Source organism: Hansschlegelia quercus (assembly GCF_004310425.1).
Classification (GTDB): domain Bacteria; phylum Pseudomonadota; class Alphaproteobacteria; order Rhizobiales; family Methylopilaceae; genus Methylopila; species Methylopila quercus.
This window is the reverse complement of record NZ_SIUB01000011.1, coordinates 69,971-87,475: the sequence shown is the minus strand read 5'-3', so window position 1 is coordinate 87,475 and position 17,505 is coordinate 69,971. Positions and strand designations below refer to the sequence as shown.

The window sequence follows — 17,505 nt, the reverse complement described above, 5'->3', positions numbered from 1 at the left end:
CAACGCACGCCGGCTCTTAACAGCGATTCAAAACCGCCTCAACGCACCGCAGCAAAACTGCGACGAGAAGCGCAGGGGAGATTCCGAACGCACCGTTGCGCCTTGCTTTCCTGGGAGGAAAGATCATCGTCTCGAAGGAGACGCTACCCGAACGCGTCCCGACGTGCTGGAGAATCGAATGGCCTCTTTGTCCTGCGACCTCGGCGGCGAACGCTACGTCTTCGACGACCTCAAGGACCTGCTCGCCAAAGCGTCTCCGCGTCGCTCGGGCGATGAGCTCGCCGGCCTCGCAGCGACCAGCGACGCCGAGCGGATCGCCGCCCGCTACGTCCTCGCCGACCTGCCGCTCAAGACCTTTCTCAACGAAGCGCTTGTCCCTTACGAAGAGGACGAGGTCACCCGGCTGATCATCGACAGCCATGACGAGGCGGCCTTCGCGCCAATCTCGCACCTGACCGTCGGCGGCTTTCGCGACTGGCTCCTTGCTTACGAGACCGACGGCGAGGCGCTCGCCGCCGCCTCCCCCGGTATGACGCCGGAGATGGTGGCCGCCGTCTCCAAGCTGATGCGCAACCAGGACCTGATCGCGGTCGCGAAGAAGCGCCGCGTTGTCACGGCCTTTCGCACCACGCTCGGCCTCGAGGGCCGCCTCGGCTCGCGGCTGCAGCCCAATCACCCGACCGACGATCTCAAGGGAATCGCGGTCTCGGTGCTCGACGGGCTGCTCTACGGCGTCGGCGACGCAGTGATCGGCATCAATCCCGCAACCGACAACGTGCCGAACGCGATCGCGCTGATGCAGATGCTCGACGAGCTCCGGCTGCACTACGACATCCCGGCGCAGACCTGCGTGCTGACGCATGTCACCAACGCGATCGAGACGATGAACCGTGGCGCGCCGCTCGACCTCGTCTTCCAGTCGATCGCGGGATCGGAGGCCGCGAACCGCGGCTTCGGCATCGACCTCTCCGTGCTGAAGGAAGCGCGCGAGGCCGCGCTCTCGCTGAAGCGCGGCTCGGTCGGAAACAACGTGATGTATTTCGAGACCGGCCAGGGCGCCGCGCTCTCGGCCGACGCACATCACGGCGTCGACCAGCAAACCATGGAGGCGCGCGCTTACGCCGTCGCCCGCGCCTATGAGCCGATGATCGTCAACACCGTCGTCGGCTTCATCGGGCCGGAATATCTCTACGACGGCAAGCAGATCATCCGGGCAGGCCTCGAGGACCATTTCTGCGGCAAGCTGCTCGGCCTGCCGATGGGGGTCGACGTCTGCTACACCAACCACGCCGAGGCCGACCAGGACGACATGGACAGCCTGATGACCCTGCTGACCGTCGCGGGCGTCACCTTCCTGATCGCCGTGCCGGGCGCCGACGACATCATGCTGAACTACCAAAGCCTGTCGTTCCACGACATGCTCTACCTGCGCTCCACTTTAGGCATGAAGGCGGCGCCGGAGTTCGAGGCATGGCTTGAGACGATGGACATGGTGACGCCTGAGGGCCGCATCCGCGAACTGGAGCTCAAGGACCCCCGGCTCGCCCGGCTCGTCGACCAGACGCGGCTGGTCGCCTGATGGCTGATCCAGTTTCCCCAGCGATTGACGCCTGGGCCGCGATGCGCGCCGCGACGTCGGCGCGCATCGGCCTCGGCCGCAGCGGCGACGCGATGCCGCTGAACGCGGTGCTCGAGTTCCAGCACGCGCATGCCAAAGCCCGCGACGCCGTGCACACGCCTCTCGACGTCGATGCGCTCGAGGAGGCGCTGAAGCCGCACGAGACGATCCACGTCGAAAGCTCCGCGCCCGACCGCGCGACTTATCTGCGCCGCCCCGATCTTGGCCGCCGCTTAAGCGACCAGGCATCTCCTGAGCTCGACGCCGTCGAGAAGGGTTACGACGTCGCGTTCGTGGTCGCGGACGGACTGTCGGCCTTCGCCGTCCAGACCCATGCCGCTCCGCTGGTCCACGCCTGCATGACGCGAATGACCGAGTTCCGGGTCGCGCCGATCGTCGTTGCGCGACAGGCGCGGGTCGCGCTTGGCGACGATGTCGGCGAGCGCCTGCAGGCGAAGATCGTCGCCGTGCTGATCGGCGAGCGGCCCGGTCTTTCCGTGGCGGAGAGCCTCGGCGTCTATCTCACCTACGACCCCCGCCGCGGCAGGCGCGACAGCGAGCGCAACTGCATCTCGAACATCCACCGCCTCGGCGGCCTGTCCTACGACCTCGCGGCCGACAAGCTCGCCTGGCTCGTGAACGCCGCGGTGAAGCTGCAGCTGACCGGCGTCGGCCTGAAGGACGACATGGCGGCGATCGCCGGCGGCGAGGCGGTCAAGGAGATCGGCTGAGGCGCGGCGACGCCCCTTAAGCCGCCTTCGGGGGCAGGACCCCGATCGCTCTGAGATGCGCGAGGATCGCGCGCGCAGCTTCCTCAGGCGTCGGGTTGACCATCACATTCGCTACGCCCGATGACGTTGCGCCCATCGCGGCGGCAAGGCGCTCGGAAGCCGAGCCGCAGGCGGGCGCGCTGCGCATTAGCTTGGGACGGCGGCGGTAGGGACGTTCTTCCAAGCGCTCCGCCGCAGGCAGTCCTGGCGGCGCAAGCCTTGTCTCAACAATGCCCCTGCGCGCGACGCCATAAGCAAAGGCTCTTGGCGCGGGCGCATCCGGATGGACCGTGACGACCGCAGGTAGCCGCACAACCAGCCGGCGACGGGCTCCCTTGGGAAGCGCTTGATGCACGATGACCGTACCGTCGGCCTCGCCGCGCTCGACGGCGATCGCGTCGCTCACCAGAGCCATGCCAAGTCGAGACGCGACGGCGTAAGGAGCGAGGCCCGTCTCGTCGCCGCCTTGTCCGCGGCGGCCGGCAAGGATGAGGTCCGGCTGGTCGGCCTCGAGCGTTGCGACGAGCGCGGGCACTGGGTCCGCTTCGGCCGGAATCTCGACATGGACCAAATGAGGCAGGCCATGTCCCAGCGCGTCGCTCGCCGGAAATGCCGTGGGGCCCGCATGCCGGCCACGTGCTTCGCCGAGCGCCAAGGCTAGGCGCAGCGCCTGGGCCTCGACTTTAGGCAGGATCGATTGACCGGAGACGGGATGCAGCCCAGCGGAGAGCAGGACGACGATCTTCATGCCCCCTCCTCTTTGAGCGCCGCGATTAGCGCCTGCATAACGTCTTGCGCGTCCGCGACGATCGCGAGGCCCGCCCGCTCGATCATGGCGGCGTGGAGGTCGGTGTTGACGGCGACGACGTGCTCGCAGCCTGCAACGCCCTGAAGATGCTGAGGAGCGCCGGCGATGCCGAGCGCGAAATAGCAGGTCGCTGTCAGCACCGAACCGGAGGCGCCGACTTGGGACTCCCGCGGCATCAGGCCGGCGTCGCACAGCATGCGGCTCGCGCCGGGCGTTGCGCCGAGCGCTTCGGCCAGGCGCCTGAAGAGCGCGAGGTCGGTGACGCCGTTGCCTGCGGAAACGACGAAGTCCGCGACGGTGAGGGGGGTCGTGGCCGGATCGGCCGTGATGCGCCGCGCATCCAGAATGGCGCGCTTGATAGGCGCCGCGGGCGCGACCGGCTCCGGCCGCGCCTCGCGCTCCGGCCCTGCATAAGCCGCGACCGCGTCGGCGGCGACGGTCATCAAGCGCTTCGAGGCGGCGCGTTGCTCCACCCGCCTGCCGCGCGCCGCGCGAGACACAGAGGTCGCGGAGAACTGCTCGACATCGGAGAACAACGGCTCGCCGCTCAGCACCGCAAGGCGGCGAGCGACGTCGCCGCCGTCCGACGTCTCGGGAAACAGGACGTAGCGCAGGCCGAGCGACGACAGCGCACCCGCGATCGCCGCCGCCCTGCCCTCTGGATCGTAGCCGGGTTCCCCAATCGCGACGATGCGATCAGCGCCGGCGCTCGCCAAACCCTCGACCTCGCCTGCGACCAGCGCGACAACGGCCCCGTCCGCGCCGGCCAGCATCCGCGCCGCGCCGAAGAGCTGCCGGTCATGCTGGCTCAGCCGTTCACCGAGAGCGTCGGGAACGACTGCGATCAGGAAGGCAGGGCTTTCGACGACGGCGATCTTCGGCGCGGTCGGCGCGGTCTCCTCCACGCTGGACGGCGCCGCGCCGGCGGCTCCCGACCTGTCGAGCCTGGGCCGGGCGTGTCCGCCAATCAGCAGTTCGGCGCTCTCGGCGCGCGGATCGCGGCGCGGCCTTCCGCGGTCCTCCGCCCGAGCGGCGAGGTCGAAGCGAATTCGCGCGCCGCCGGCGACCGCCTTCGCCGCCCGTTCGCCCCGCGGGTTGCGGCGAAGCCTCGTCATCGCGGCGTTTCCATTGCGGCGAGAACGAGTTCCGCAACGTCCTTCACCTCGGGCCTCACGCCTGTGACGCCCTCCAGCATCGCCGTACAGGTCGGACAGGCGACCGCCACCACCTGCGCGCCGGTCTCCATCGCCTGCCCCATCCGGATGTCCGGAATGCGCCGTTCACCCGCCACGTCGCTGACCGGCGCCCCGCCCCCGCCGCCGCAACACATCGCGCGTTTGCCGGAGCGCGCCATCTCGCGGCGCTCGACGCCGATGAGGTCGAGCAGCGCGCGCGGCGCTTCGGTTTCGCCGTTGTAGCGGCCGAGATAGCACGGATCGTGATAGGTTACGGAGAGGCCTGCGAGCCTCCCCGGCGCGAGCTTTCCGGCCTCCACAAGCTCCAGCAGGAAGACGGTGTGATGGACGACCGTCCAGTCTCCGCCGAACGGGCGGTACTCGTTCCGCAGCGCGTGAAGCGCATGCGGATCGGCGGTGATGATGCGGTTAAATCGGTAGCGATTCAGGGTTTCGACGTTCTTGCGCGCGAGATCCTGGAAGCTCGCCTCGTCACCTAGCCGGCGGGCGAGGTCGCCGGTGTCGCGCTCCTCCGCCCCGAGCACGGCGAAGTCGACGCCGGCGTCGCGCATCAAGCGGACAAGCGCGCGCAGCGTGCGGCCGTAGCGCAGGTCGTAAGCGCCGTCGCCCAACCACAGCAGAACGTCCGCCTCGCCCCGCACGGAGATGAGCGGCAGGTCGAGGCCGGCGGCGAAGTCCGTGCGGGCCGACAACGCACGCCCGCCGGCTTCGCCGGCGCCGCGGAGCTCAGCCAGCGGCTCGGCCGCCTTCTCCGGCGGGAGCCCAAGCTCCATCGTCTGGTGGCGGCGGAGCGAGACGATGGCGTCGACGTGCTCGATCATCATCGGGCATTCCTCGACGCAGGCCCGGCAGGTCGTGCAGGCCCAGAGCGTGTCGGGATGGATGCGCGCGTCCTCGCCGATCAGCCGCGCGAGCGGCGGCGTGTCGTCCGCAACGGGGCGCGCGTTCGGATAAGGACTGCCGGCATAGGACGCCTCGTCTCCCGTCAGGCCCGCGACGAGATCCTGGATCAGCCGCTTCGGGTTGAGCGGTTGCCCCGCCGCGAAGGCGGGACACGCCGTTTCGCAGCGCCCGCACTGGATGCAGCTGTCGTAGGAGAGCAGGCGGTTCCAGGCGAGATCGGCCGGCGTCTCGGCGCCAAGCTTCGGCGCGTCGAGGTCGAGCGGGGCGAGCGCCGTGTCGGGCCGGCCCTCGAAGCGGCCCGGCCGGGGATGGGCGACGAGGTGGAGCGCGCCCGCGAACGCATGGCGCATCGGGCCGCGGCGCACCTCATAGGCTAGCCCCAGCCCCCCGGCGGCGGCGAGCGCAAGCGCCGGCAGAAGCGTCGCGGCCGATGCTCCTCCCCAGGCGAGCAGCGCGGCGGAAATCAGCCCTCCAACGGCATAGGCCAGCAAAAGGAACGGCAGGATTTGGAAGCGGCCGGCCGAAAGCTTCGCGGGCTTTCGAGGGTAGCGCCGCGCGCCGACGAGCAGCGAGCCGATCACGGTCACGCTAAACGCGAGGGCGACGATCGCCCAGTAGAGCCGCGATCCTCCGAGCGGCGGAAGCACGGCCAGCGCCGTCAGGATCGACGCCGCGACCAGGCCGCCTGCGACAACCGCGTGCATCCGCGAGGCGTAAGGATCGCGCGCAACGACGTGGTGGACGTCGACAAGATAGCGCCTGGGCAATGCCAGCAGGCCTCGACCCCATGCGACCTCCGCCGGCGCGCCGAGCCGCCACCACGCGACGCGGCGCGAGATCTGCCACCCCGCCAACGCGACCATCGCGAAGATCAGCGCGGAGAACGCATAAGCGCCCATCGCGCTCAAAGGTCCTTGCAGAGCCTGAGGGCGTCGTAGATCGCGGCGTGGATGTTGCGGCCGGCGACGGCGTCGCCGATGCGGTAGAGCGCGTAGCCCGACGAGAGATCGTAAGGCTGCGGCTCGCCGCGCACGATCGCGCCCTGGTCCATCTGGCCCTTGTTGACTGAACCGTTCTTCAGCCCGTGATAGAGCGCGTCGACCGGCAGGGTTCCGTGCTCGACGACCACGCGGTCGACCACGCGCTCCTCCTCCGCATCCGTCATCGTGTTGCGGAGCGCGGCGACCAGGCGGTTGCCCTCGGGATAGATCTCAATCAGCTCCATGTTCGGCGTCATGACCACGTCGAGCTTGTAGAGCTCGCGGATGTGGATCGGCTGGTTGGTCGTGCCGACCTCCTCCGCCACCATGCGGTCGTGCGTCGCGATCTCGACCAGGCAGCCGCGCTTCGCCAGCAGCTCGGCTGTCGAGGCGGCGTTGTGCTGGCCCATCTCGTCGTAGAGCAGTACGGAGCCGGTGGGCTCCACCGCGCCTGTGAGCACGTCCCACGTCGTGACGGCGTGCGCCTCGGCGCCCTTGGCGTGGCCGCGGCTCGGGCTGCCGCCGGTCGCCACGATCACGATGTCCGGCCTTTCGGCGAGGATCGCGGCCTCCGTCGCCTCAGTCCCGAAGCGCAGGTCGACGCCGAGCTTCGTGACCTGCCCAACCAGCCAGCGCGTGATCCCGGACAGCGCCTCGCGCCAGCCGGCCTTGGCGGCGATCCCGATCTGGCCGCCCGCGAGCTTGTCTCTCTCGAACAGCACGACGGAGTGGCCGCGCTCGGCCGCGACGCGCGCCGCCTCCAGCCCCGCCGGGCCGCCACCGACCACCACCACCTTCCGCCGGACGTCGGCCTTGGCGATGACGTGCGGCATGGTTGCCTCGCGCCCCGTCGCGGCGTTCTGGATGCAGAGCGCATCGCCGCCGACATAGATGCGGTCGATGCAATAGCCGGCGCCGACGCACTGGCGGATGTCGTCCGCCCTGCCCTCGGAAAGCTTCTTCACGAGATGCGGGTCGGCGATGTGGGCGCGGGTCATCGCGACCATGTCGACATGGCCTTCCGAGACGGCGCGCGCGGCGGTCGCGAGGTCCGTCACGCGCTGCGCGTGAAAGACCGGCACGTCGACCTCGCGCTTGATCGCGCTGGGCAGGAACAGAAAGGGCGCGACCGGAAAGCTCATGTTCGGCAGCGAGATCGCGTGGGCGATGTGATCGCGCGCCTGCCCGCCAAGAATGTTGAGGAAGTCGACAAGCCCTCGGCGCGCGTATTCTGCAGCGATCGCGAGGCAGTCTTCCTGAGAGAGCCCGTCGGCGATCATCTCGTCGCCGGACATGCGGATGCCGATGATGGTGTCCTCGCCGACCTCGGCGCGCATCGCCTCCAAGACCTCGATTCCAAAGCGCATGCGGTTCTCGAGGCTTCCGCCATACTTGTCGGTGCGCTGATTCACGCCCGGCGACCAGAACTGGTCGATCAGATGACCGTGGGCGGCCGACACCTCGCAGCCGTCGAGACCGCCCTCCTTGCAGCGCCGCGCCGCGCTCGCAAAGTCGCGGACCACGCGGTCGATGTCCTCCTGCTCCATCTCCTTCGGGATGGTGCGGGAGGCCGGCTCCCGCCGGGGCGAGGCGGACAGCGTCGGAAACCAGTTCTCGGTGTCGTACTTCGTGCGCCGGCCCATATGGGTCAGCTGAATCATCAGCTTCGCGCCGTGGGCGTGCACGCGGTCGGAGAACTGCCGGAAGTACGGCACGACGCTGTCGTCGGCGACCGAAATCTGGTTCCAGGGCGCTGCGGGACTATCGAGCGCGACCGAGGACGAGCCGCCGAACATGGTGAGCCCAATGCCGCCCTTGGCCTTCTCCTCGTGATAGAGCTGGTAGCGCTCCTGCGGCTTGCCGTCCTTGCCGTAGCCCGGCGCATGGCTGGTCGACATCACGCGGTTGCGGATGGTCAGGCCCTTGATCGTCAGGGGCTTGAGCAGCGCGTCGGCGTTCGCGATCATCGGTCCACCACGAGATCGCTGGTCGGCTTCGAGCAGCAGAGCAGCGCCAGCCCCGCGTCGATCTCGCGCTGGCGAATGCCGCCGCCATGGTGCATCTCGACGGTGCCGGAGACGAGCTTGGACTTGCAGGTGCCGCAGAGGCCCTTCGAGCAGGACGCTGGCAGCCGCACGCCGGCTTTCCGGGCGGCGGCGAGCACGGTCATGTCCTCCGGGCACTCGATCTCGCGCTTCGTCCTCGCGAAGGCGACCTTGTAGGTCCTGACGGTCGCCGCGCCGTCGAGCTCCGCCTCGGCGACGATCGCGGCCTCGGCGTCCTCCGCCCCGAGCGCCTCGAAGTCGAAGCTCTCCTCGTGATGCCGGGCCATGTCGAAGCCGAGCTCGCTCAGCATCTGCTTCACCGCGGCCATGTAAGGCGCAGGGCCGCAGACGAAGACTTCGCGTTCGCGCAGGTCAGGGACCAGCAGCTTCAGCGCCGGCCGGCTGAGGCGGCCGAGCACGCCGGGCCACCGCTCGCTCGCCGTGTCGGTCTCGCAGACGGCGGAGAAGCGGAAGAGTTCGTCGCGCCGCGCCATCAGCTCGAGCTCATCGCGGAAGACGATGTCGGCGGGCGTGCGGGCGGAATGGATGAAGGCGACGTCGCGCGCCTCTCCCAGATCGTAGAAGGTGCGCGCCATGGCCATCATCGGCGTGACGCCGCTGCCGCCGGACAGCAGCAGGTATTTCTCCGCCGGATGCCGGAAACAGCTGAAGTCGCCCATCGGCCCCATGGCGCGAACAACGGAGCCTGGCCTGACCGTGTCGTGCAGCCAGTTCGAGACGGGGCCGCCAAGCACGCGCTTCACGGTGATCGCGACCGTGTCAGGAACCGTCGGCGCGGATGAGATCGTGTAGCAGCGATTGACGGTATCGCCGCCGATCTCGAAAGCGAAGGTCAGAAACTGACCGGGCTCGTGCGCGAACCGACGCGGCTCGGCGCTTGAGAACACGAACGTCTTCACGTCGTGCGTCTCGTCGCGAACCGCGCGGCAGACCAGCGTGTCGTCCGCCTCGGCATCCCAGACGCCCGGTTGGGACAGCCGCGCTTGCGCTGGCTCCGAGCGGGTTACCACCGCGTCCATAGCCTCAGCGTCCGACATGCTCGGCCATGCGGCCGACATACCAGTTGATGAATTTGTCGACGAGCATCTCGGTGTTCGGCGAATAGGGGCCGGGCTCGTAGGCCGGGCTGCGCGCGCCCTGCTGGCAGAGGCCGACGAGCTCGCTGTCCTGATCGTTGGTGGCGAGCCAGACGCTGGTCAGGTTCTCGAGGTCGTAATCGACGCCCTCCACCGCATCCTTATGAACCAGCCACTTGGTCCGCAGCAGCGAGCGCTCGGCGTCGAGCGGCAGCACCGAGAAGGTGACGATGTGGTCGCCGAGGAAGTGGTGCCAGGAGTTCGGCTGCGTCCAAACCGACAGGCCGCCGAGCTTTGCGCTGGCAAAATCGCCGAGCAGCTTCTTGCACGCGGCCTTGGTGTCGAGCGTGTGGCTCTCGCCCTCGCCGTCAAGCGGGAGGCGCTCGGTGCGGAAGGCAGTGACCATCGTGTCGAGCTCGTCGATCTCGCGTGACGGCAGGCCCTCGGCCTCCCACTCCGCGTGGTTCTTGGTGATCAGGCAGCCGTAGCGCTCGGCGTTTGCGCGGTCGAACTCGTCCATCTCCTCGGGCGAGAAGCCGAAGCCATAGGCGAACAGCGGGACGGTCAGCTCGGGATGGTTCGTGCCGCAGTGGTAGCACTCACGATTGTTCTCCATCGTGAGCTTCCAGTTGCCGGGCTCGATGATGTCGCTCTGGAAGGCGACCTTTGTGTTCCGGACGTTGTGGGGTGCGATGTAGGGCCCGAGCCGGCGCGCCATCTCGTCGAAATCGACCGGCGGCTCGTCCGCGAGGCAGACGAACAGCAGGCCTTCGAGCGAACGAATGTGGACGGGCTTCAGCCCGTGGCAGGAGCGCTTGAAGCCGGGCCCCATATGGTCGGCGTGGATCAGGTCGCCGGCGAGATTGTAGGTCCAGGAATGGTAAGGGCAGACGAGATTGCCGACCGTCGTCTTCTCGTCAGTGACCAGCCGGGCGCCGCGGTGGCGGCAGACGTTATGGAAGGCGCGGACCTCGCCGTCGTCGTCGCGCACCACCGCGATCGAGGTTTTGCCGATGTCGAAGATCGCCACGTCGCCGGCTTCCGCCACGTCGGGCTCGACGCCGACATAGATCCAGTGCTTGCCGAAGATGTGCGCCATGTCGGCCTCGAGGACTTCGGGGCTGAGATAGAACGGCGCAGGCAGGCTGTGGCCGGGAAGACGCTGGCGGAGCAGCTGCTGGAGCGGGGTGGTCGGGAGGTCGAGCACGGAATCCTCCGCCGTTCGGGCGACGCTGGAACGATTATGATTCCGGCGTGCGGAAACGCTGTTCCGCGAGCGACATCATCTGACGGAAGGGCGACGCGAGAAGAGAACCACGGCGAGCGAGCGCGTGCTTCGAGACGCGCCTTAGGCGCTCCTCAGCGTGAGGAGGTTGGCGCTCGGATCTCCTCGACGGTCCTCATGCTGAGGAGCGCTTCGAAAGCGGCGCGTCTTGAAGCACGCAGCACGTCTCCGCTCAACACGCCGCGACGTTCACCGCCAACCCGCCCTGCGACGTCTCCTTGTACTTCGCCTGCATGTCGGCGCCGGTCTGGCGCATGGTCTCGATGACCTCATCGAGCGTGACGTAATGCAGCCCATCGCCGCGCAGCGACAACGACGCGGCGACGATCGCCTTGTTGGCGCCGAAGGCGTTGCGCTCGATGCAGGGGATCTGGACCAGACCGCCGATCGGGTCGCAGGTCATGCCGAGATGGTGCTCCATCGCGATTTCGGCGGCGTTCTCGATGTGCTCGGCCGAGCCGCCGAGCGCCGCGGTAAGGCCCGCCGCCGCCATCGCGGCCGCTGACCCGACCTCCCCCTGGCAGCCAACCTCGGCGCCAGAAATCGACGCGCGGCGCTTGATCAGTCCGCCGATCGCCGCGGCGGTCAGCAGATATTCGCGACCCCGCTCGGCCGACCAGTCCGGGCAAAAGTCGCGGAGATAGCGCATCACGGCCGGAACGATGCCGGCCGCGCCATTGGTCGGCGCCGTCACGACGCGGCCGCCCGAGGCGTTCTCCTCGTTCACCGCGAGCGCGAACAGGCTGACCCAGTCGACGATCTCGTGCGGCGGCCGGAAGTTGAGGTGGCTGCGCTCCTGCAGCGTCTCGTGAAGGCGCTTCGCTCGGCGGCGAACCTTGAGGCCGCCCGGCAGCATGCCGTCCTGTTTGAGGCCGCGGTCGATGCAGTCGAACATCGCCTGCGCAATCGCGTCGAGACCGTCCTCGATCTGCAGACGCGAGCGCGTGGCGAGTTCGTTCGCAAGCTGCACCTCTGGGATCGTGCGCCCCGTGCGCTTGCACAACTCCAAAAGCTCGGCGCCGCTGTCGAAGGGCATCGGATACTCGACGACCTCGCCGCCGCCCGTCCCTCCCTCGCCCACGACGAAGCCCCCGCCGATCGAATAGAGCACGAGCTCGTCGATCACTTCACCGCACGCGCCGTAGGCCGAGAAGCGCATGCCATTGGTGTGCAGCGGCAGCAGATGCTTCATCTCGAAGACGATGTCGGCGTCGGGATCGAAGGCGACGCCATGCAGCCGCCCGTCCAGGCGTTTCCGCTCCTTGAGAGCGGCGATGTAGCCCGCCATCGCATCAGGATCGACCGTCGCCGGCTCGTGGCCCAGGAAACCAAGGCAGAGCGCGGCGTCGGTGCCGTGCCCCCTGCCGGTCCATGCGAGCGAGCCGAAAATCTCGACGCCGATGCGCGTCAGGCCGCTCATCCCGGCGACGCGGTCGCGGAACATCTTCGCCGCGAGCATCGGGCCAACCGTGTGGGAGCTCGAAGGCCCGACGCCGATTTTAAAAAGGTCGAACGCGCTGATCATGAACCGGTTTTCAGCAAGACCGGGGCCAACCGGATCATTATGGCGGCGCGACCGCGGGCGTAGAGATCGCGCTTGCGCGGACGTCTGGTCCGTCTCATCCGCGATCCGATCGTCTCAGATCAGCGGAAGGAGGCGGAGCTCGCGGCTTCGATCAGAAATCCATGCGCATAGGTCGCGAAGGAGCGCCAGCACTCTACGCGATAGACCGGCGCGGCCGAGGGACGCGCCAGCACGATCTCGGCCTTGCCGAGCAGCGTGCGGGTCGCGGACCCATTGGGAAAAGCGGCCTCGGACAGGTCGAGAGGGCAGCCGGCGTTCAGCGCCTCCGCTGCGGCCGGACCGGAAATCTCGATCGCGACATTGCGGTGGGAAATGTCGACGAGCGAAAAGAAGCGGCTGGACAGGGCGCGCTCGATCCCCTGCTGGAGGAGGTCGCCGTCGCTCTCCGGCGCCCCGAGCAGCCATTCGTCCGGACCGAGCCGGGCTGCGAAACGCTTTTCTGAGAGCCACGTCCGGCCGATCGGATGATCGAGGGTCTCGACGCCGGAGACGTCGCGGGCTCTTAGCGAAAAACGCGCATGCGCGGGCAGCGTGTGCACCGACGCGCGCTCAAGGACCACCGGCGCCTCGGCGACGAGCGGCGCGACGCGGCGGGCGAGGTTGCGGGCTTCAAGCATTAATCCGCCCTCCCTCGGCGTCGAAGAACACAGGTTCGCGCACGGTAACGGTCGTGAAGCCGGTCGGCGTGGTCACGTGCAAAGTTTTGCCAGACAGAGCGCGCCCGCCCTCGACCAGCGCCAGCGCGATCGAGCGGCCGCAGTTCGCGCTGTGATAGCTCGACGTGACGTGGCCGAGCATCTTCATCGGGATCGGCTGGTCGGGATCGGCGACGATTTGCGCGCCCTCGTCCAGCACCTCCCCCGGATCGGCGGTCTCGAGCCCGACGAGTTGCTTGCGGCCTGAAGCGACAAGATCCGGCCGCGCGAGCGAGCGCTTGCCGACGAAGTCGGGCTTCGCCTTGGCGATCATGCCGGCGAGGCCGACATCGTCCGGCGTCACCGTGCCGTCCGTCTCCTGGCCTACGATGATGTAGCCCTTTTCGGCGCGCAGCACGTGCATCGTCTCGGTGCCGTAGGGCGTGATCCCGAACGGCGCGCCAGCTTCCATCACCGCCTCCCAGACCGCCCTGCCATAGTCGGACGGCACGTTGATCTCGTAGCCGAGGTCGCCGGTGAAGGAGACGCGGAACAGTCGGCAGGGCGTGCCACAGATATGGCCTTCGCGGACCGCCATATGCGGGAAGGCCTCGTTAGAAAGGTCGATCCCGGAAACAAGGTTCTGGATGGTCTCGCCCGCCTTCGGGCCCTGAACGGCGATCACCGCCCATTGCTCGGTGGTCGAGGTCAGGAAGACGTTGAGCTCCGGCCATTCAGTCTGGAGGTAGTCCTCCATGTGGTTGAGCACACGCGGCGCCCCGCCGGTCGTCGTCGTGACATGGAAGCGATCGTCCGCCAGCCGCGCGACAACGCCGTCGTCGAGGATAAAGCCGTCCTCCTTCAGCATCAGACCGTAGCGGCAGCGGCCGACCCCGAGTTTCGTCCAGGGATTGACGTAGAGCCGGTTCATGAACTCGGCTGCGTCCGGGCCGACCACCTCGATCTTGCCGAGCGTGGAGGCGTCGAAGATGCCGACCCCGTTGCGGACCGCCTTGCACTCGCGGGCGACGGCCGCATGCTGGTCCTCGCCGGGCCTCGGAAAGAACCAGGCGCGCCGCCACAGGGCAACGTTCTCGAATTTCGCGCCGTGCTCGGCCGCCCAATCGTGGATCGGCGTGGTGCGGATCGGATCGAACAACGCGTCGCGGGCGGGGCCGACCAGCGCGCCGAAGGTCACCGGCGTGTAAGGCGGCCGGAACGTCGTGGTGCCGACCGAGGGCAGCGGACGGTTGAGGCTCTCCGAAACGATGCCGAGCGCGTTCATGTTCGACGTCTTGCCCTGGTCGGTCGCCATGCCGGTCGTCGTGTAGCGCTTCACGTGCTCGATGGACTCGAAGCCCTCGCGCATCGCGAGCTTGAGGTCCTTCGCGGTCACGTCGTTCTGGAAGTCGACAAAGGCTCGGACTTTTGCAGGGTTCGCGTCCGTCGGCAGCGCACGGACGGGCTTGAAACCGACCGGCGTCGGGGTTGCCGAAAACGTCCGAACCTCGGTAGAGCCCGCCGCCTCCGCGCCGGCCGCAAAGCCGCTCGCGAGGCAGTCCATCAGGTCGTAGAGCCCCTTCGCCGCGCCGGCGGAGCGCTCAGCCTGCGCGGAGGCCCCGGGCACGAAGGCGTCGAGCCCCTCGTCGTAAGCGAGCTTGCCGCGCGACTGCGAGAACAGGTGGACCGCCGGCGTCCATCCGCCGGACATGCCGACACAGTCGCAGGAGATGACCCGGCGCGCGCCGATCTCCCCGTTCGTGACAGGGGCCACGATCAGGCCCTCGACGCGCATCCGGCCCTTGGTCCCGACGACGGTGTGGCCCGTCAGAACCTCGACGCCGAGAGCCTGAAGACGCTCGACCTCCGCCCCGCATTCGATCTCGGGGCGGAGGTCGACGAGGGTCACGTCTACGCCCGCCGCCTTCACGTCGGCTGCGGCCGCATAGGCGGAGACGGCGGAGGTCGCGAACACGATCTTCCGGCCCGGCAACACACCATATCGGTTCACGAACACGCGGACGCTTTCGGCGAGCATCACGCCCGGCCGGTCGTTGTCGGCGAAGACCAGCGGACGCTCGTGCGCCCCGGTCGCGAGCACGACTTCGCCTGCCCGGACCTGCCACAGCCGCTCGCGCGGGGCAGTCTTCGGCGCGTCGGCGCGATGGTCCGTCACCCGCTCGGTCATCGCGATGTGATTGTGGTTGTAGTAGCCGAACGCCGTGGTGCGCGGCAGCAGGATGACGTTCTCCTGCGCGTCGAGCTCGGCGATCGCGGCGGCGCGCCAGGCCTCGGCGCTCTGCCCGTCGATGGTCGTCGTGGTCTCGTGCAGCAGAGATCCGCCGAGCTCCGGCTGCTCGTCGGCGACGATCACGCGCTTGCCCGTCTTCGCGGCGGCGAGCGCGGCGGCGAGGCCCGCCGGGCCCGCGCCGACGACCAGCACGTCGCAATGCGCGTGGCGGTTGGCGTAGCGATCGGCGTCCGGAACCTGCGGCGCGACGCCGAGCCCCGCGGCCGCGCGGATCACGGGCTCGTAGACCCTGTCCCAGAAGGAGCGCGGCCACATGAAGGTCTTGTAGTAGAAGCCGGCCACGAAGACCGGCGACAGCAGGTCGTTCACGGCGCCGACGTCGAACGACAGCGACGGCCAGCGGTTCTGCGACGCGGCCTTCAGGCCTTCGCGGGCCTCGACCACCGTTGCGCGGTTGTTCGGATCAATCCGGCCGGGGCCGCGGTCGACCGAGAGCAGCGCGCTCGGCTCGTCGGAGCCATGGGTCAGGATTCCACGCGGGCGGTGATATTTGAACGAGCGGCCGGTGAGATGGATTCCGTTCGCGAGCAGCGCCGAGGCGACGGTGTCGCCAGCAAAACCCTCGATCGTCCGCCCGTCGAAGGTGAAGCGGATCGGCTTCGAGCGGTCGATGCGGCCGCCCGTGGGCAGTCGGTAGGTCTGCGCCATCACGCCCTCGCCTCGCTCAGATCGACGGACGGACGCTCGCCGGCCTTGTAGGTCTCGACGAAGCGGTCGGTATAGGTGTCGCGGATCGCGTTGAACCAGCGGCCGCAGCCATGCGCGTGGATCCAGCGCTCGGCGTGCAGACCGCGCGGGTTCTTGCGCACGAACAGGTGCTCGCCCCAGGCCTGATCATCGACTGCGAACGGATTGGCCGGCCGCGCGATATGCGCCTCGCCCCCGCAGCGGAACTCCACCTCAGGACGTTTTCCACAGAAGGGGCAGTCGATCAGCAGCATCGAAAATCCCCTTCAGTGGGCCACGGCGGCGGCGGCCGCTTCGTCGATCAGGCGGCCGGTGCGGAAGCGGTCGAGCGTGAAGGGCGCGTTGACCTTGTGCGGTTCTCCCGTCGCGAGCGTATGCGCGAAGACGTGGCCGGAGCCGGGCGTCGCCTTGAAGCCGCCGGTGCCCCATCCACAGTTTACGAACAGGTTCTCCACAGGCGTCTTGCCGATGATCGGCGAGCGGTCCGGCGTCACGTCCACGATGCCGCCCCAGGAGCGCAGCATCCGCATGCGCGTGAACTGCGGGAAGATCTCGCAGATCGCGTCGAGCGTGTGGGTGGTGATGTGGAGCCCGCCCTGCTGGCTGTAGGACGTGTATTGGTCTGTGCCGGCGCCGATGACGAGCTCGCCCTTGTCGGATTGCGAGATGTAGGCGTGCACCGCGTTCGACATGACGACGCAGGGGAACACCGGCTTGACGGGCTCCGAGACCAGCGCCTGAAGCGGGTAGCTCTCGAGCGGCATGCGGACGTCCGCCATCGCCATGACCCGTGAGGTGTTGCCCGCAGCGACCACGCCAATGCGACCCGCGCGTATGTAGCCGCGGGTGGTCTCGACGCCGATCGCCTTGCCGGAAGCGTCGCGGCTGATGCCGGTGACCTCGCAGTTCTGGATGATGTCGACGCCGCGCGCATCCGCGCCGCGGGCGTAGCCCCAAGCGACGGCGTCGTGCCGGGCGGTGCCGGCGCGGCGCTGCAGAGCGCCGCCGAGCACGGGGTAGCGGATGTCTGGCGAGATCGAGAGCGGCGGGCAGAAGTCCTTGCACTCCTCGGCCGACAGCCACTCATTGTCGATGCCGTTCAGCCGGTTGGCGTAGACGTGCCGCTTGAAGCTTTGGTCGTCGTGATGGTTGTGCGCGAGCATCAGGACGCCGCGCTGGGAGAACATCACGTTGTAGTTCAGCTCCTGGGACAGGCCTTCCCAGAGCTTGAGCGCGTGTTCGTAGATCCCGGCGCTCTCGTCATAGAGATAGTTCGATCGGATGATGGTGGTGTTGCGGCCGGTATTGCCGCCCCCAATCCAGCCCTTCTCGAGCACTGCGACGTTGGTGATGCCGTGCACGGTCGCGAGGTAGTAGGCCGTCGCCAGCCCATGCCCGCCGCCGCCGATGATGACGACGTCGTAGGATGGCTTCGGGTCGGGCGCGCGCCACTGGCGGCCCCAGCCCTGGTGGCCGCCAAGCGCTTCCGACAGAAGAGAGGCGAAGGAGAAGCGGCGCATCAGACGGGCCTCGCGTGTCGGACGAACGATGCATTCGCGTCATGCGGACGGCTTGCTTCAGGGCG

The 17,505-nt window shown here is 68.4% G+C and carries 13 protein-coding genes; 2 read left to right on the top strand and 11 right to left on the bottom strand.

Translation table 11 applies throughout. The annotated features are described in order from the left end of the window. Positions 1-178 precede the first annotated feature (178 nt). Entirely contained in the window at positions 179-1,579 is a 1,401-nt protein-coding gene (locus tag EYR15_RS16495) for an ethanolamine ammonia-lyase subunit EutB (RefSeq protein WP_131004676.1), read from the top strand. Next, positions 1,579-2,349, top strand: a complete 771-nt coding sequence (gene eutC, locus EYR15_RS16490; RefSeq protein ID WP_131004675.1) for an ethanolamine ammonia-lyase subunit EutC — start codon at positions 1,579-1,581, stop codon at positions 2,347-2,349. Before EYR15_RS16495 ends, eutC begins: the two co-directional genes overlap by 1 nt. A 16-nt stretch (positions 2,350-2,365) precedes the next feature. Here eutC and EYR15_RS16485 read toward each other — a convergent pair whose 3' ends face one another. The 11 genes from EYR15_RS16485 to EYR15_RS16435 form a co-directional block, all read right to left on the bottom strand. Further along, complete coding sequence (locus tag EYR15_RS16485) at positions 2,366-3,136, bottom strand: adenine nucleotide alpha hydrolase family protein (RefSeq protein WP_131004674.1); 771 nt, start codon at positions 3,134-3,136, stop codon at positions 2,366-2,368. Further along, a complete protein-coding gene (locus tag EYR15_RS16480) occupies positions 3,133-4,311 on the bottom strand; it encodes an electron transfer flavoprotein subunit alpha/FixB family protein (RefSeq protein WP_131004673.1) in 1,179 nt (392 codons plus the stop codon). The genes EYR15_RS16485 and EYR15_RS16480 overlap by 4 nt, the downstream gene beginning before the upstream one ends. Next, on the bottom strand, positions 4,308-6,194 hold the full coding sequence (locus EYR15_RS16475; protein ID WP_131004672.1) for a (Fe-S)-binding protein: 1,887 nt from the start codon (positions 6,192-6,194) through the stop codon (positions 4,308-4,310). The genes EYR15_RS16480 and EYR15_RS16475 overlap by 4 nt, the downstream gene beginning before the upstream one ends. A 5-nt stretch (positions 6,195-6,199) precedes the next feature. Beyond that, entirely contained in the window at positions 6,200-8,242 is a 2,043-nt protein-coding gene (locus EYR15_RS16470; RefSeq protein WP_131004671.1) for an NADH:flavin oxidoreductase, read from the bottom strand. Further along, a complete protein-coding gene (locus tag EYR15_RS16465; RefSeq protein WP_131004670.1) occupies positions 8,239-9,360 on the bottom strand; it encodes an FAD-binding oxidoreductase in 1,122 nt (373 codons plus the stop codon). The genes EYR15_RS16470 and EYR15_RS16465 overlap by 4 nt, the downstream gene beginning before the upstream one ends. Positions 9,361-9,364: 4 nt before the next feature. Continuing rightward, a complete protein-coding gene (locus EYR15_RS16460; protein WP_131004669.1) occupies positions 9,365-10,624 on the bottom strand; it encodes an aromatic ring-hydroxylating oxygenase subunit alpha in 1,260 nt (419 codons plus the stop codon). Between the two features lie 250 nt (positions 10,625-10,874). After that, the gene (locus EYR15_RS16455; protein ID WP_131004668.1) at positions 10,875-12,227 is read right to left on the bottom strand and encodes an L-serine ammonia-lyase; all 1,353 of its coding nucleotides are present in this window, start codon (positions 12,225-12,227) and stop codon (positions 10,875-10,877) included. Positions 12,228-12,346: 119 nt separating this feature from the next. Beyond that, positions 12,347-12,904, bottom strand: coding sequence for a sarcosine oxidase subunit gamma (locus tag EYR15_RS16450; RefSeq protein WP_131004667.1), 558 nt, complete (start codon positions 12,902-12,904; stop codon positions 12,347-12,349). Beyond that, positions 12,897-15,881, bottom strand: a complete 2,985-nt coding sequence (locus EYR15_RS16445) for a sarcosine oxidase subunit alpha family protein (RefSeq protein WP_131004666.1) — start codon at positions 15,879-15,881, stop codon at positions 12,897-12,899. The genes EYR15_RS16450 and EYR15_RS16445 overlap by 8 nt, the downstream gene beginning before the upstream one ends. Beyond that, a complete protein-coding gene (locus EYR15_RS16440; RefSeq protein ID WP_131004665.1) occupies positions 15,881-16,174 on the bottom strand; it encodes a sarcosine oxidase subunit delta in 294 nt (97 codons plus the stop codon). Before EYR15_RS16440 ends, EYR15_RS16445 begins: the two co-directional genes overlap by 1 nt. Positions 16,175-16,186: 12 nt before the next feature. Continuing rightward, a complete protein-coding gene (locus EYR15_RS16435) occupies positions 16,187-17,440 on the bottom strand; it encodes a sarcosine oxidase subunit beta family protein (protein ID WP_131004664.1) in 1,254 nt (417 codons plus the stop codon). Positions 17,441-17,505: the final 65 nt, after the last annotated feature.